The 14,515-nt window shown below is 62.6% G+C and carries 12 protein-coding genes and 1 riboswitch; of the genes, 9 read left to right on the forward strand and 3 right to left on the reverse strand.

The features are described from left to right. Positions 1-317: 317 nt before the first annotated feature. The 6 genes from BN1124_RS02955 to cbl all read left to right on the forward strand — a co-directional run bounded on the left by BN1124_RS02955 (position 318) and on the right by cbl (position 6,084). Entirely contained in the window at positions 318-1,319 is a 1,002-nt protein-coding gene (locus BN1124_RS02955; protein ID WP_042639041.1) for a sulfate ABC transporter substrate-binding protein, read from the forward strand. A 45-nt stretch (positions 1,320-1,364) separates the two neighbouring features. Then, positions 1,365-1,940 carry an RBBP9/YdeN family alpha/beta hydrolase gene (locus tag BN1124_RS02960; RefSeq protein WP_042639043.1) on the forward strand — a complete coding sequence of 192 codons (576 nt, stop codon included), beginning with the start codon at positions 1,365-1,367 and terminating at the stop codon, positions 1,938-1,940. A gap of 282 nt (positions 1,941-2,222) precedes the next feature. Further along, on the forward strand, positions 2,223-3,062 hold the full coding sequence (gene cysT, locus BN1124_RS02965; protein WP_197066162.1) for a sulfate ABC transporter permease subunit CysT: 840 nt from the start codon (positions 2,223-2,225) through the stop codon (positions 3,060-3,062). Continuing rightward, positions 3,059-3,946 carry a sulfate ABC transporter permease subunit CysW gene (gene cysW / locus BN1124_RS02970; RefSeq protein WP_042639047.1) on the forward strand — a complete coding sequence of 296 codons (888 nt, stop codon included), beginning with the start codon at positions 3,059-3,061 and terminating at the stop codon, positions 3,944-3,946. Before cysT ends, cysW begins: the two co-directional genes overlap by 4 nt. Positions 3,947-3,970: 24 nt before the next feature. Continuing rightward, on the forward strand, positions 3,971-5,038 hold the full coding sequence (locus BN1124_RS02975) for a sulfate/molybdate ABC transporter ATP-binding protein (protein WP_042639049.1): 1,068 nt from the start codon (positions 3,971-3,973) through the stop codon (positions 5,036-5,038). Positions 5,039-5,136: 98 nt separating this feature from the next. Beyond that, a complete protein-coding gene (gene cbl, locus BN1124_RS02980) occupies positions 5,137-6,084 on the forward strand; it encodes an HTH-type transcriptional regulator Cbl (protein WP_042639051.1) in 948 nt (315 codons plus the stop codon). A 98-nt stretch (positions 6,085-6,182) separates the two neighbouring features. On the opposite strand, the gene BN1124_RS02985 is transcribed toward cbl, so the two are convergent. Together BN1124_RS02985 and gbpA are read right to left on the reverse strand one after the other, a co-directional pair. Then, the gene (locus BN1124_RS02985; RefSeq protein ID WP_042639053.1) at positions 6,183-6,713 is read right to left on the reverse strand and encodes a cytochrome b; all 531 of its coding nucleotides are present in this window, start codon (positions 6,711-6,713) and stop codon (positions 6,183-6,185) included. A 107-nt stretch (positions 6,714-6,820) separates the two neighbouring features. Beyond that, positions 6,821-8,245 (reverse strand): N-acetylglucosamine-binding protein GbpA, encoded by a 1,425-nt coding sequence (gbpA, locus tag BN1124_RS02990; protein ID WP_042639055.1) that lies wholly within the window; start codon positions 8,243-8,245, stop codon positions 6,821-6,823. Positions 8,246-8,306: 61 nt separating this feature from the next. Next, positions 8,307-8,392: riboswitch (cyclic di-GMP riboswitch) on the reverse strand. 395 nt (positions 8,393-8,787) lie between these two features. Here gbpA and BN1124_RS02995 point away from each other — a divergent pair. Then, positions 8,788-10,635 (forward strand): M3 family metallopeptidase, encoded by a 1,848-nt coding sequence (locus tag BN1124_RS02995; protein ID WP_042639057.1) that lies wholly within the window; start codon positions 8,788-8,790, stop codon positions 10,633-10,635. 59 nt (positions 10,636-10,694) lie between these two features. Here the strand turns inward: BN1124_RS02995 and BN1124_RS03000 are convergent, their stop codons facing one another. Beyond that, positions 10,695-12,872, reverse strand: a complete 2,178-nt coding sequence (locus tag BN1124_RS03000) for a glycoside hydrolase (RefSeq protein ID WP_042639059.1) — start codon at positions 12,870-12,872, stop codon at positions 10,695-10,697. 279 nt (positions 12,873-13,151) lie between these two features. On the opposite strand from BN1124_RS03000, the gene BN1124_RS03005 reads away from it, so the two are divergent. Continuing rightward, positions 13,152-13,628, forward strand: coding sequence for a L,D-transpeptidase family protein (locus BN1124_RS03005; protein ID WP_042639061.1), 477 nt, complete (start codon positions 13,152-13,154; stop codon positions 13,626-13,628). A gap of 164 nt (positions 13,629-13,792) precedes the next feature. Continuing rightward, positions 13,793-14,512 carry an AzlC family ABC transporter permease gene (locus BN1124_RS03010; protein WP_042639064.1) on the forward strand — a complete coding sequence of 240 codons (720 nt, stop codon included), beginning with the start codon at positions 13,793-13,795 and terminating at the stop codon, positions 14,510-14,512. The last annotated feature ends 3 nt before the right edge of the window (positions 14,513-14,515 follow it).

Consider the following 14,515-nt stretch of genomic DNA (forward strand, 5'->3'; position numbering starts at 1 on the left):
CGATAGACTGGGCTTTTTTCATATCTGCTATTCACTCACATCCATTCAGCAGCGGTATTCTGGTACAGATCTTCACCACTCTCTGTGAGTGGCACCCGTTTCTCTCGACATAGCCCCCTCCCTTTTTCACTACCCATGATGATGACGCCAATGACTGGCTTGATTTACTCATGTCATAACAATCTGTATTTGCTTAAGTTATTTTTTATTAATCCTCCTTATATTTGAAAAAGAGATAAGCAAAGCGCGTTTTCTTCCTTCCTGATATATCGAGGAGACGGCATGCTGTACTCAATCCAACGATAAGGAGTATCACCATGAAACTGCGAATGACCGCCCTGACTCTGCTCTCTCTACTGGCGCTCGGCCAAGCCAATGCCGCCGAAATCCGTCTGCTCAACGTCTCTTACGATCCGACCCGCGAGCTGTTCCAAGAATACAACAGTGCCTTCGCCAAGGAGTGGAAGACCAAGACCGGTGACGATGTGGTGGTGAGCCAGTCCCACGGTGGCTCCGGCAAGCAGGCGCGCGCCGTGGTGGATGGGCTGGAGGCCGATGTGGTGTCGCTGGCGCTGGCTTATGACGTCGATGCCGTGGCCAAGGCAGGCCTCACCGCAGCGGATTGGGAGAGCCAGTTGGCCAACAACGCTTCCCCCTATACCTCCACCATCGTCTTCCTGGTGCGCAAGGGTAACCCCAAGCAGATAAAGGATTGGGATGATCTGGTGCGCAAGGATGTGGCCATCGTCACTCCCAACCCCAAGACTTCCGGCGGAGCACGCTGGAACTACCTGGCTGCCTGGGGTTATGCCCTGAAGAAGAGTGGCAGTGAAGAGGGAGCCAAGCAGTTCGTCGGCGATCTGTTCAAGAACGTGAAGGTGCTGGACTCCGGCGCCCGCGGCGCCACCACCAGCTTCATCGAGCGTGGTCTGGGTGACGTACTGCTGGCCTGGGAGAACGAAGCCCTGCTGGTACTGGGTCAACCGGGCACCAGCGACAAGTTTGAACTGGTAGTGCCCTCCGTTTCGATTCTGGCTGAGCCGCCGGTGGCTGTGGTCGACAAGGTTGCCAAGAAGCACGGCACCGAGGCCGTCGCCAAGGGATACCTCGATTATCTCTACTCCGATGAGGGGCAGCGCATCATCGCCAAGTACCACTATCGCCCCAGCAATCCGGCGATCCTGAAGGAGACCTCGGCTCAGTTCCCCACCCTGAACCTGTTCACCGTCAAGGACCTGGAAGGGGATTGGAGCAAGGCCCAGAAGAAGCACTTCGCCCAGGGCGGTCTGTTTGACCAGATCTACCAACCAGGTAGCTAAGCCCACACCAAACTGGCCCCTGTGCCAACGGATAGGAGCACCGAGATGAACAAAATCCTCCTGGTTCCCGGTCTGCACAACAGTGGGCCGGATCACTGGCAGAGCCGATGGCATCAGCACTTCCCACACTGGCAGCGCATGGTTGGCCTGCCTTGGGACAAGCCAGACTTAACGGTCTGGAGTGCCAAGCTGGCGAGCAAGCTCAGGAGCCGGCGTAGCCGGGTCCACCTGGTAGCACACTCTTTCGGTGCCCTGACGGCCATCGCCGCCGCCCGGCTGCAGCCGGAGAAGGTCTCCTCCATCCTGATAGTGGCGCCAGCGGATCCGGCCCGCTTCGGTATCCCGGATGAACTGCTGGCGGGATCCATCAAGGTATCCGCCCAGCTCATCGCCAGCCGCAACGATCCCTGGATGTCGTTCGAGCGGGCCGAGTTCTGGAGCCGTCAGTGGCAGGTACCGCTGTTCGATGCCGGTGAGGTGGGCCACATCAATGCCCAGTCCGGTCATGGGGAGTGGAGTCAGGGTCTTAACCTGCTCGGCACTCTTCACCGCCGGGCCGAGATGGTGGTCGAGCCTGCCCCGGCTGAATGGGGCCGGCAGGCGGCGATCAGCTTTCGTTGATGTTTTGTATGTATGACAAGGAAGGTGACCATATGAGATCAAGCAGGTTCGCTAGCCTGTATCCATAGCAACAGACTCCGCAGTTCCCGGTTCCACAGCTCCGTTTAGTTAGGTCTTTTATTTATATAAAAGACCTTTTTTTATATTTATCGCTCTAAAAGCCTTGTTCCGCCGTTGTTATACAAAAAAGTAATTAGCAAAGGCGATATTGGTGTTTGTTGCACCTGGCGGGAGTGAGCAGAATCGCTACATCGAATGTTTTTTATAACAAACGGAAGTGTTATGCGATTAAGTTCTTATTCCGTCCTGCCCGGATTGGGCCCGACCCTCGGCTTCAGCCTGCTCTATCTGAGCATACTGGTGCTGCTGCCGCTCTCCGCATTGGTGTTGTTCGCCGTGAACAATCTCAACGCCGCCGAGTTCTGGCAGGTGATCAGCTCCCCGCGAGTGCTGGCTTCCTTTCGTCTGAGCTTTGGGGCAGCCTTTATCGCGGCCCTGCTCAACAGCCTGTTCGGGCTGATCCTGGCCTGGGTATTGGTGCGCTACACCTTCCCCGGTCGCCGCTTAGTGGATGCATTGATCGATCTGCCGTTTGCCATGCCCACCGCCGTCTCCGGTATCGCCCTGTGTGCCATCTTCGCCCCCAACGGCTGGATAGGTCAGTGGGTCGCCCCCTTTGGTATCGAGCTCGCCTACAACCCCATAGGGGTGGTGATAGCGCTGACCTTCATCGGCCTGCCCTTCGTGGTGCGCACCCTGCAACCTGTGCTGCGCGAGGCGGAGGCAGAACAGGAAGAGGCCGCCGCCAGCTTGGGTGCCAACCGCTGGCAGACCTTTGTCCGGGTACTCTGGCCGACCCTGATCCCGGCACTGCTGACCGGCTTCGCCCTGGCCTTCGCCCGCGGAGTGGGGGAGTACGGCTCCGTCATCTTTATCGCTGGCAACCTGCCCATGGTCTCCGAGATAGCGCCGCTGATGATCATGAGCCACCTGGAGGAGTATGACTACGCCGGTGCGTCTGCCATCGCCTCCGTCATGCTGCTTATCTCATTCATTCTGCTGTTGATTATCAATAAGTTGCAGGCCTGGAGCTGGGCCCGTATCGGAGGGAGCCGTATATGACCGCATCCAGCATTGCACTCGACAAGGCACCGCAAGTGACTGTGGTCGTGAGCCATCAACCCGTGACCCGTGAGCCGGTCTGGGTCAAGTGGCTGCTTATCACTGTGGGATTAGGCTGGTTTGCCGCCCTGCTGCTGCTGCCGCTCGCCACCGTCTTCATTCAGGCGCTGACTCCGGGCCTTGCCTTCTTCTGGCACGCCATCAGTGAGCCGGATGCCCTGAGTGCCCTCGGCCTGACCGCGCTGGTAACCCTCTGCTCGGTGCCGCTCAACGTGTTGTTCGGTCTGGCGGCCGCCTGGGCCATCGCCCGCTTCCGCTTTCCGGGTCGGCAACTGCTGATCACCATCATCGATCTGCCGTTCTCGGTGTCGCCCGTCATCGCGGGCCTGATGTTCGTGCTGATGTTCGGCAGCCGCGGCTGGTTTGGCGACTGGCTGAGCGAGCACGACATCAAGATCATCTTCGCCACCCCTGGCATCATCCTGGCGACCACTTTTATCACGGTGCCCTTCGTGGTGCGCGAACTGCTGCCCCAGATGGAGGCGCGCGGGCCGGAAGAGGAAGAAGCCGCCATCATGCTGGGAGCGAGCGGCTTGCAGATGTTCTGGCGAGTCACTCTGCCCGGCATTCGCTGGAGCCTGATGTATGGCGTGCTGCTCTGTACCGCCCGGGCGGTGGGGGAGTTTGGTGCCGTCTCCGTGGTCTCCGGCCACATTCGTGGTCAGACCAATACCCTGCCACTGCACATCGAGATCCTCTACAACGAGTACCAGACCGGCGCCGCCTTCGCGGTAGCCAGCCTGCTGGCCCTGTTCGGGATCTTCACCCTGTTGGGGGAAACCCTGTTGGCCCGGCTGCGTGGTCAGCCCACCAAATCTCACTGATTTCACAGTTTCAACGAGGCAGCCATGAGCATTCAGGTTCAACAACTCAACAAGCATTTCAATCAGTACGCGGCCCTTGCCGACATCAACCTCGACTTTCACGACGGCGAGCTGGTCGCGCTGCTGGGCCCGTCCGGCTGCGGCAAGACTACCTTGCTGCGGATCATCGCCGGGCTGGAGCAGGCCGACAGCGGTAGCGTCATCATCCGTGGGGAGGATGCCTCGGCGCTCCACGTGCGTGAGCGCAACGTCGGCTTCGTGTTCCAGCACTATGCCCTGTTCCGCCACATGACGGTGTTCGAGAACGTGGCGTTCGGCCTGAGGGTCAAGCCGCGCAGTGAGCGTCCGGGCGAAACCGCCATCCGCGCCCGGGTCAAGGAGCTGCTGGATCTGGTGCAGCTCAGCCACGTGGCCGAGCGTTATCCGACCCAGCTCTCCGGCGGTCAACGCCAGCGGGTCGCCCTGGCCCGCGCTTTGGCGGTGCAGCCCAAGGTGCTGCTGCTGGACGAGCCGTTCGGTGCCCTCGATGCCCAGGTGCGCAAGGAGCTGCGCCGCTGGTTGCGGGAACTGCACGACGAGCTGCACGTCACTAGCCTGTTCGTGACCCACGATCAGGAGGAGGCGCTGGAGGTGGCGGATAGAGTCGTCTTGATGAATGCCGGCCGGGTCGAGCAGATAGGCACCCCGGCCGAGGTCTATGACCAACCAGCCAGCTCCTTCGTGCACAGCTTCCTCGGCAGCGTGAATCTGTTCCGTGGTCGGGTGGCGGAGCAGGGGCTCGGCATCGGCGAGCAGTCGCTGGGCGCCCCTGCGGTTTCCCACCTGGCCAAGGGCAGTGCGGCCATAGCCTATGTGCGCCCCCACGAGCTGGATATTCTGCCAGCGGAGGCGATCGGCGGCATCAGTGCCACCATCACCCGGCTGCTGCCCATGGGGCCGCGGATCCGGGTCGAGCTGCGTGGCGTAGGTGACACCCAGGGGGCACACTTCGAGGTCGAACTGAGCAAAGAGGCCGCCCGAGCCCTGACGCCGGGGCAGGGAGTGCGCCTGGTGGCCAGACAGGCTCAGCTCTATCCGGACTACCAGATTTAAGGCGACGAGTTCGTCGATGTGATGAGCATCAGGCTTGAAACAGATAACAAGGCCGCGGGGTCAACCCCACGCGGCCGGTCAGCGCAGGAGGCGATGACGTGAACTTTCAGCAACTACGCATTATTCGTGAGGCGGCCCGGCGGGACTACAACCTGACCGAGGTCGCCAACGCCCTGTTTACCTCCCAGTCTGGGGTCAGCCGCCACATTCGCGAGCTGGAAGAGGAGCTTGGGCTAGAGCTGTTCATTCGTTACGGCAAGCGACTGCTCGGCATGACGGAGCCGGGCAAGGAGCTGCTGGTGATCGCCGAGCGCATCCTGGGGGATGCCAACAACATCCGCAAGCTGGCCAGTACCTTCGCGAACCGCGACTCGGGCCGGCTGCTGGTAGCGACCACTCACACCCAGGCGCGTTACGCCCTGCCACGGGTGGTGAAGGCGTTTCGCGAGCAGTTTCCGCTGGTGCAACTGGAACTGCGTCAGGGCAGCCCGGAGGAGATAGTACGGCTGGTGCAGACCGGCGAGGTGGATATCGGCATCAGCAGCGAGCAGCTCGATCGCAGCGAAGGGGTGGTGGCCTTCCCCTACTACCGCTGGCACCACAACATAGTGGTTCCCGAGCAGCATCCCCTCACCGCCGAGCGGGATCTGACCCTGGCGGCGCTGGCCCACTGGCCCATAGTCACCTACCAATCGGGCCTGACCGGCCGGGCGCGGGTGGACGAGGCCTTCGCCGAGGCAGGTATAGAGCCGCAGATCCTGCTGACCGCCCAGGACTCGGACGTCATCAAGACCTATGTCGAGCTGGAGATGGGGGTCGGCATACTGGCGGACATGGCGTTCGACGCCCAGCGGGACAAGGGGCTGGTGCAGCTCGACGGCAGCCGGCTGTTTGCACCCCACACCGCCTGGATCGGCCTAAAACAGGGGCAGTTCCAGCACAACTTCGCCTGGCAGTTCATCCAGCTGTGCAACCCCGAGCTGGCGTTGGCGGACATCCAGGCGCGGGCCATGGGCAACGAGCCGCAGCTGGATTACCAGATCTGATGCCTGCCACGAGATGAGGGAACAGGGAGCCCATGGCTCCCTGTTTGTTTATCTGCCTCTGGATGGAAAGCCGGTCTCTGCGACCTGGCGCCGTCTGCTTATTTGCCGCTGCGGGGCCCCAGCATGCGATAGAGGGTGCGATCGCCTTTTATCCCGTGGTGGTACAGGGCAGCGGCCACGTGCAGCAGGACCAGCGCCGCCAGCGACAGGCAACCGAGGCGGTGCACGCGAAAGAAGAAGGCGTTGATCTCGGGGCTGTCGATGGGGTTGGTGATCGGATAGAGCCAGAACAGGGCGTAATCCTGCTCCAGCATCAGGAAGCCGCTCAGCAGCACGACGAACATCAGCCCATAGAGCAGGGCATGGGCCAGCTTGACCCAGCCATGGTAGTGCCCGGCCTCACTCTCGGGCAGTGGCGTTCTCAGGTGCTGCCAGCCCCAGCGCAGCAGGAAGAGCGGGGTGATTAGGGTCGCCATCGACATGTTCAGCACCGACAGAAACTGAAACAGCCGGGGGTGGCTGTCGATCACCAGGTGCATCAGGTAGCCCGCCAGGGTGGCGTAGAGAATGACGACGGCCATCAGCCAGTGCAGCAGGCGACTCAGGGGGTCATAGTAGTTTTTCGTCATATTGTTTGTCCGACAGGGGAGCTCGCGCTGCCAAAGACAGCGGGATCTCGGATAACAGGCAAAAAAAAAGAGGCCGCTCGGGCCTCTTCTGCTCAGGAGTTGCGGGCTCAGTTCACCAGGGTCCAGGCATCCTGCCAGTTGGATCCCACGCCGGGCTCATACTGGGTGGCCGTGCTCGACCAGATGCTGCACCAACCGCTGTAGGGGTAGGGCTTGCACTGGTATACCTTGCCGTTCTTGGGTTGCAGCACCTTGGTGCCGGCCACATAGGACTTCAACCCTTCCGGGAAGCTGTACTGGTAGTCGCCGCCGCTGGCCGGATCCTTGAACATCAGATCCAGGGTCTGCTGCAGTGAGGCGCCACCCGCCTTCGGCTTGCCTTCGATCACCAGCTGATGGTGACCCGCGCTCAGGCCGCTGACCGCCATGGTGAAGCTCTGGCTGCTGTCCTTGATGTCGGCACTGGTCTGTCCCTTGGCGGCACCGCCATGGTCATACAGGGTGTTGGTGACCGCGAGATCCCCCTGGGCCGTGACGCTGAAGTTCAGGGTGACCTTGCCGTTGTCGAGCAGGTATTCGCTCTCCAGACCGCTCACGCTGATGCTGTCGTTCACTGGAGGCTGCTGCTGCTCGAGCTGGACCTCGACCCGTTGCAGGTTGCTGCCAGCCTTCAGGTAGATGGGGTTCTGCCCGTAAACCGGGTTGAACTGGCCATCTGTTCCCTGCTGGCCGGCGCGGATCTGGCTCTGCTCTGTGTTGATCTTGGCTGCCAGATCGTGGGCCCAGTTGTTCTTCTGGCCCTGCTCGGAGGAGCCTATGGTCAGCACCGTCTGCAGATCGGTGCGCTCGCCGTTGGCGTCGAACACCCGGGTCTTGGCCTTGTCACCAGCCACCAGATCGATGGAGGGATAGATGGTTCCGCCCTGGCTCCAGGTCAGCGGCGGCTGGGTGCCACCATCGAACTTGGCATCGATCAGGTTGTAGAAGCTGTTGGCGGTATCACCCACCTCCCAGACCCCCAGGATCACCTGATAACCGGTGCGGGCCGGCAGGGTGCAATTGTGGGTGACCTGCTTGGGTGGTTGCACCATGCCCCCGTCGATGACGCAGAAGGGGGTCAGATCGAAGGAGTCCCGGGTCAGCGGCTGGTTCGGGTTCCAATCCTGCTTGGTGAGGTAGTAACGCCAGTTGCGGGTCACGTGGTTGGCGGTGAAGCTCCAGCTGATGGCGAAGGGGCCCCCCTGCACCGGACGCTTGGTCCAGCGATCGCTGGTCTGAACGTCGAGCTCGGCGAACTGCGGGTGACCGGCCGAGGCGATCTGGCCGTCGGCGGGACCACCATTGGGGAAGCCGGACGGTGCCTCCAGGCTCTGGGGCTCCCACTGGACGGCGCCACACTGGCTGTTGCCACCGGTCTTGCACAGGTAGTTGCGCGCCTCCGGTTGGTTGATGTAGCCATGGGCGAGTACGCCGCCGCTGGCCAGCAGCGCGAGCGCCGCCGCGAGGTGATTGAGTTGAGTTTTTGCTGCCATACATTCCTCTGTTCGACAGATGTGGGCAGTCAAGTTGGCTGGGGTTTTCCCCGAAACACGATGCTGCAACCCCGCTATCCTGGACGAGACGTCTTTAGACCGGAGGCTTTGCGTCCTGGCCTTTCAACCAGTTTGCCAAATGACTACATAAAGGGTCATTGCGTCGCGTTTGACGACGCGCTGCCATCATGTCTTATTTTGATTAAATTATTAAGTGTAAATGTTTACAGCTTGACCTCGTCGGAGTAGAGCCAATACTTAACTTTTTGTTTTCAAATGCCTATTTTATTGGCCATCGGTGCGGCGCCTTTCGATTCGCTTAATTAATATGCAAATACAATGCATTATTTATTGCCCCATGAGCAGAGCCTAGTGAAATGGAGTCTGGCTTGGCCAGGTGCAGGCCGGATCCCTGTGCTACAGACATGGCCAGCGGCTTTTGATAGCGTGGTGAGGCGCATCCCGGCGCCCCTTGTCTGGCCACGGCCGGGCATCATCACAAGGCAAGGCGCTCAATCGCCACCGATAACAAGAGGGACCTTATGACTTCCATTGCCAGGAACTACCTGAACCAGCTCAACGCCGACTACCTGCAGGTGCACAGGCGCAAGGAGGACTTGTTCTGGTCCACCTACATGGGCACCAGCGACGATCAGGCGGGCTTTACCGCCGCCGAGCAGGCCTACAAGACGTTCTGCGCCAATCCTGCCCGGCTGCCGGTGCTGCGTGAGATGCAGGCCCAGGCCGAAGAGACCGAGCTCAAGCGCGGCCTGGCCGGCTGGATCGCCTTCTTCGAATGCAACGTGATCGAGGATCCGGCCGCCGCCGCCCTGATGGACGAGCTGGTGGCCGCCGAGGCGGCGCTCTTTGCCCGCCGCCGGGAGCTCAAGCTCAGCCTGCTGGACGAGCAGGGCCAGAGGGTGGCCGGCAGCCTGCCCACCGCCAGCACGGCGCTGGCCGCCAGTGCGAGCGAGCCGGTGCGCCAGAGCGCCATCGCCATGTTCCATGCCCTCGAGCAGTGGGTGGTGGACAATGGTTTCCTCGAGGTGGTGGCGCTTCGCAACCGCTTCGCCAGCGCCATGGGCTATCGGGACTACTTCGAGTACAAGGTGCACAAGAACGAGCAGATGAGCCCGGAGCAATTATTTACGGTGTTGGATGACTTTATCGCCCGCACCGAACAGCGCCTGCACCAGAGCTTGGCCGAGTTGAAGGCGGCCAAGGGGGAGGCGGCGCTGCTACCCCACAACCTGCGCTACAGCGTGAGCGGCGATGTGACTCGCCAGCTCGATCCCTATGTGCCGTTCGCGCGGGCGCTGAAAGACTGGGTCGAGAGCTTCCGCCGGCTCGGCATCCAGTACAGAGAGGCGACCCTGACCCTGGATCTGCTGACCCGGGAGGGGAAATACGAGAACGGCTTCTGCCACGGCCCCGTGCCGAGCTTCTGGCAGGAGGGCCAGTGGGTGCCGGCGGTGGTCAATTTCACCAGCCTGGCGGATCCGGCCCAGGTCGGCAGTGGCTGGAGCGGTCTCAACACCCTGTTCCACGAGGGGGGCCATGCGGCGCATTTTGCCAATGTCACCGGCAACGCGCCCTGCTTCTCCCAGGAGTTTCCGCCCACCTCCATGGCCTATGCCGAGACCCAGTCCATGTTCTGCGACAGCCTGCTGGACGACGCTGACTGGCTCAAGCGCTACGCCAGGAACGCCGCGGGGGAGGAAATTCCCGACGAGCTGATCCAGGCGATGATCGAGGCCCGCCAGCCGTTCCGGGCCTTCAATGAGCGCCAGATCGCGCTGGTAGCCTACTTCGAGCGGGATCTCTACGCCATGGGCGAGGCCGAGCGCACCCCGGCCGCCGTGCTGGCGCTGGCTCGTCGGTGGGAGCGCCAGATCCTGGGGGTGGAGAGCCCGCGCCCGCTGCTGGCCATCCCGCATCTGCTCAACCAAGAGTCGGCCTGCGCCTATCACGGCTACCTGCTGGCGCTGATGGCGGTGGAGCAGACCCGCGCCTACTTCCTGCGCCGGGACGGCTACCTTACCGACAACCCGCGCATAGGCCCGGATCTGGCCGCCCACTACTGGGGGCCGGGCAACGGCATGACCCACGATCAGACCCTGCAGAGCCTCACCGGCGAGGGCTTCAGCGCCGGGCCCCTGGCCCGGGCGTGCAACCAGAGCGTGGCCGAGGCCTGGAAGACGGCGGCAGCCTGCATGGCGGCGGCGCGCCAGCGGCCCCTCGCCGGTGACGGCACCCCGCTCAACGCCCGGATCCGGGTCGTGCACGGCGCCGAGCTGATTGCCGACAACAGCGAATCCGAGGCGCGCATGCTAGCGGATTTCGAGGCCTGGATCCGGCGCCACGGGGCTGAGCCCGTTGCGGCAGTCTGAGACCCGCCCTGCAAACAAAGAGCCCTGCCCACTGGCAGGGCTCTTTCATTTTGGGGCGCTCAGATCTTCAACAGGGTGACGGGCTTGTCCTTGAGGGCCACCAGCAACTGCCGACCCGGCAGCTTGTGACCATCGATCTGGATGCTGCTGTTGCCGAAGTTCGCCACCAGCCGACTGCCATCGGAGAAGCGGGTCTCCTGCACCCGCCCCGCTCCGTCCCGCCAACGGAAGCTCACCAGCGCCTTGTCCCACAGCGCCTCGTGCAGTGGCGCGAACTGGGCGTCCAGCCTGACCAGCTCAGGCAGGCGGCTGGCCAGCGTGCTGCGGCTCAGGTTGATCAGGGGCGGGGTGTTGTAGAGCAGGCCGAGCAGGGCCCGTTCCTCCCGGATGGCGGGGAACTTGAGGTTGTCCAGCAGCCAGTGGTGGCTGTTGATCACCGAATCGTGGAACACCGCCTGGTAGAGCGGAAGCCTGTCCGCCGGGTTGAACACGGTTTTGAGGTAGCGGGGCTTGAGCCGGGCGGGCTGGAAGAAGACCTGGGGTGCCTCGTCTGGCCACCACTTGCCGAGGTAGTAAGGGGACTTGGCCTGCTTGCGCATGGCGGCGTCGGTCCAGCCGAAGCCCCAGCTCTGGACGCCGTGGGCAAACATCAGCGGCTTGCTGGTGAGGGCGTTACCATCCTCCGAACCCAGCACCAGCCCGAGCCGCTCCCCGATCCAGCCCATGCGGGCGTTGCGGGCGGCGACCATGGCCGCGCTGCCCTGCTGGTGGGCTGGGCTGTAGTCGCTGGAGGCCATGGCGGTGCCATCGACGTCGAGGAACAGGCTGTTGATGCCGCTGGCCTTGGCCAGCTCGCTCATGCGGCTCTTGGCGTAGGGCAGGGTACAGCCGGGGTTGAGATAGACCCCCTCGCCGCCAAAGCCCGGTCTCGGCTTGCCGTCGGCCTCGACGATGGCGCAGCGCTTGCCAAGTTCGGGCGGGATCTGGGCGGTGAGCCAGCTGTCGTTGCTGCCCGGGGCGATGGCGGTGTCGTAAGAGTCATAGCTGCCCACCAGATAGCCGAGGCGCTTGGCGGCGGCGATGGCCTGATCCTGCAGCAGGGCTGCCGTCCACTGGGGAGTGCCGAGCCAGAGCTTGCGCAGTCCCGCCTGTTGCAGCGCCTCGAGCACCGGCAGCGACAGTCCCTGGCCCCAGCGCTCCCGGGCCACCAGCTGCTCGCCGAACTGGCCCTTGACCCACTGCTGGCGCAGGGCCAGCACCTTGCCCTGGCTGACGGGGCCCTGCTGGGCCGGTAGCGGCAGCTGGCGTTCAATCAGCCGGTTGAGGCCTGCCATGATCAGCGTCTGCTGCCAAGGCTGGGGACTGGGGGCCGCCAGCGCCTCGCGCTCCTCGGGGTTGAAGGTTTTGAGCCATTCCGGTTTCTGGGTGAGTTTGGCCTGCAGGCCGGGCCAGTCGGTCACGTCCTGCCGGTCCAGCAGATCATCTCCCCAGAGATAGAGGTGGCTGGCGCCGATCAGCCGCCGGCCCGCCGGGATGCGGGCGAACTTGTCGGCGAGAGATTGCCAGGCTCCCTCGGCCTGCAACCACTCCCGGTAGCGCCTTGCCCCCGCCAGCCAGTCATCCCCCACGCTCAGGCGTATCTCCAGCGGCGCGGGGTTGAAGTGGTTGAACTCGTGGCTGGCGGCAAGCTGCAGGCGTCCCCCCTTGCGGCTGAAGCTGAGCTTGTTGTCGTAGGGACTTTGCAGTATCCAGCTGTAGGTCCGCTTGCCCGCGTCCTGACTCCACAGGGGCAGCTTGAGATCATGGTGGGTATCGATTTCGGCCAGCTCGTCTCCTATGTAGCCGAGCCAGTCGCTGTCACGCACCGAGAAGCGGCTGCCCTCACCAAAGGCCATGGAGAGGTGGGTCTGGTTCTTCGGCAGACTGTACCAAGCGATCTGGCGGGGACCGCTGCTGATCAGGGTCAGCAGCAGATCCTCCCCGTCCAGCCGCACCTCGACCCGGGTCTCCTGGGCCGGCCACTGCCAGCTGGCCTGTTGTTCATCCTGTTGCAACCGATCGACCTGGCGGGCGTTTTGTCCCGCGCTGACCTGCACCCCGTTGACCGAGATGGCCAGGGTGTCGGGGTCGATGAGATAGCTCAGGGTCTCGCCTTGCAGTTGAAGCGGGGCGGCCAGCGTCTGGGGTAGCCACAGCAGGGCGGGGAGCAAGAGCAAGAACAGGCGCAGTGGTCGCATGAGGCGGGATCCTGGAGGAGGGCAAAGTGGGCATCTTCGCCGATCCTGACGGGGAGCGCCAGCCGCAGAAATCGGCTATATAACTGTTTCCATTATCAATTGATGGGGCCGGGGTAGCGGGGCTCAATCCCCTTCGTGAGGCTGGCTTCAGATATGTTTCTCTGGATATATTGAGTATTGACGGCGATCCCATATCATGACGCTCGCTCGCCACCAGAGAGTGGCGACATTCAGATGATTTGCTAACAATAAAGCCCTGAAGGCTTGTCGAGGGATGGAATGAAAGCCGTATTGTTGTGTTTGCTGGGGCTGTGGCCCGCCTTAAGTTTTGCGACCCTGTCTGCGGACATGGTGGTGGTCAAGAAGTCGAGCTATAGCCTGACCCTGATGAAGGATGGCAAGGAGGTCAAACGCTACTGGATCGCCCTGGGCCCGGCCCCAATGGGACACAAGCAGCGGGAAGGGGATCAGCGTACGCCGGAAGGGCGCTACACCCTCGACTACAAGAAGACCAACTCCGGCTATTACAAGGCCATCCACATCAACTACCCGAACCTGGACGACATCAAGTCGGCCAACGAGAAGGGCGTGAATCCGGGTGGCATGATCATGATCCATGGTCAGCGCAACGACATCGGCAACCGCCGTCTGCAGCCGTCCAACTGGACCAATGGCTGCATCGCCATGCTGAACCACGATCTGGATGAGGTGTGGAGCGCCATCGAACCAGGCACCCCCATCGTCATCGAACCCTGATCCCCGAGATCCCCTGCTCAGACCCGCCCCTGCATCACCCTGCGGGGGCGGGTCTGTCGTTTTCTCCTTGCTGTCACCGCGTGCGCGTCCTGACGATGGCATGGCATCTGAACGGGTGCTGTGTTAGGTTTTTCCGTTCTCGCTGACAGGACAAGGAAAACTGCATGACTTCGCCAACTCGCCCCCAGCAGGCCGGGGTCGAGAGTACGGGCGCGCTCTGGTGGCGTGCCTCCCTCGATATTCTCCCGCTCTCCGTCTCGGTCATCCCTTGGGGCATCCTGTGCGGCGCCCTGGCGCTGCAGGTGGGCCTCAGCCCCATTCAGGCTCAGCTGATGTCGCTGCTGGTCTATGCCGGCGCCGCCCAGCTCTCGGCCACCACCCTGTTCGGGGCCGGCACGCCGCTGTTGCCCATCGTCGGCTCCACCTTCGTCATCACCTCCCAGCACCTGCTGTACGGCTTCACCTTCCGCCGGGATGTGTTGCCGCTCTCCCTGCGCTGGCGCGCGAGCCTGGCCTTCTTCCTGACCGACGAGATGTTCGCGGTTGCGCTGAAAGACAGGGAGCGCAGCGGCGCCTTCAATCCCGCCTATGCGCTGATCGCGGGCTTCGTGTTTTACCTGTTCTGGAATCTCGCGACCCTGCTCGGCATCGCCGCCGGCCAGTACATCGAGGGGCTGGATCACATGGGGCTGGACTTCGCCATCGCGGCGACCTTCATCGCCATGACGATCCCGGCCATGAAGAACCTGCCCATGGTGGCGGCGACCCTGGTAAGCGGCGGCACGGCCCTGCTCACCAAGCCGCTGCTGGCGGAGGTCTACATCATCATCTCGGCCCTGGCCGGCATGCTGGTGGGCTATATGCTGCATCGGATGAGGAGGTAATCA

Source organism: Aeromonas eucrenophila, assembly GCF_000819865.1.
Taxonomy (GTDB): Bacteria; Pseudomonadota; Gammaproteobacteria; order Enterobacterales; family Aeromonadaceae; genus Aeromonas; species Aeromonas eucrenophila.

Coding starts and splice junctions, on each gene's coding strand:
- BN1124_RS02955 (WP_042639041.1), top strand. CDS start 318: ATGAAACTGCGAATGACCGCCCTGACTCTGCTCTCTCTACTGGCGCTC.
- BN1124_RS02960 (WP_042639043.1), top strand. CDS start 1,365: ATGAACAAAATCCTCCTGGTTCCCGGTCTGCACAACAGTGGGCCGGAT.
- cysT (WP_197066162.1), top strand. CDS start 2,223: ATGCGATTAAGTTCTTATTCCGTCCTGCCCGGATTGGGCCCGACCCTC.
- cysW (WP_042639047.1), top strand. CDS start 3,059: ATGACCGCATCCAGCATTGCACTCGACAAGGCACCGCAAGTGACTGTG.
- BN1124_RS02975 (WP_042639049.1), top strand. CDS start 3,971: ATGAGCATTCAGGTTCAACAACTCAACAAGCATTTCAATCAGTACGCG.
- BN1124_RS02985 (WP_042639053.1), bottom strand. CDS start 6,713: ATGACGAAAAACTACTATGACCCCCTGAGTCGCCTGCTGCACTGGCTG.
- gbpA (WP_042639055.1), bottom strand. CDS start 8,245: ATGGCAGCAAAAACTCAACTCAATCACCTCGCGGCGGCGCTCGCGCTG.
- BN1124_RS02995 (WP_042639057.1), top strand. CDS start 8,788: ATGACTTCCATTGCCAGGAACTACCTGAACCAGCTCAACGCCGACTAC.
- BN1124_RS03000 (WP_042639059.1), bottom strand. CDS start 12,872: ATGCGACCACTGCGCCTGTTCTTGCTCTTGCTCCCCGCCCTGCTGTGG.
- BN1124_RS03005 (WP_042639061.1), top strand. CDS start 13,152: ATGAAAGCCGTATTGTTGTGTTTGCTGGGGCTGTGGCCCGCCTTAAGT.
- BN1124_RS03010 (WP_042639064.1), top strand. CDS start 13,793: ATGACTTCGCCAACTCGCCCCCAGCAGGCCGGGGTCGAGAGTACGGGC.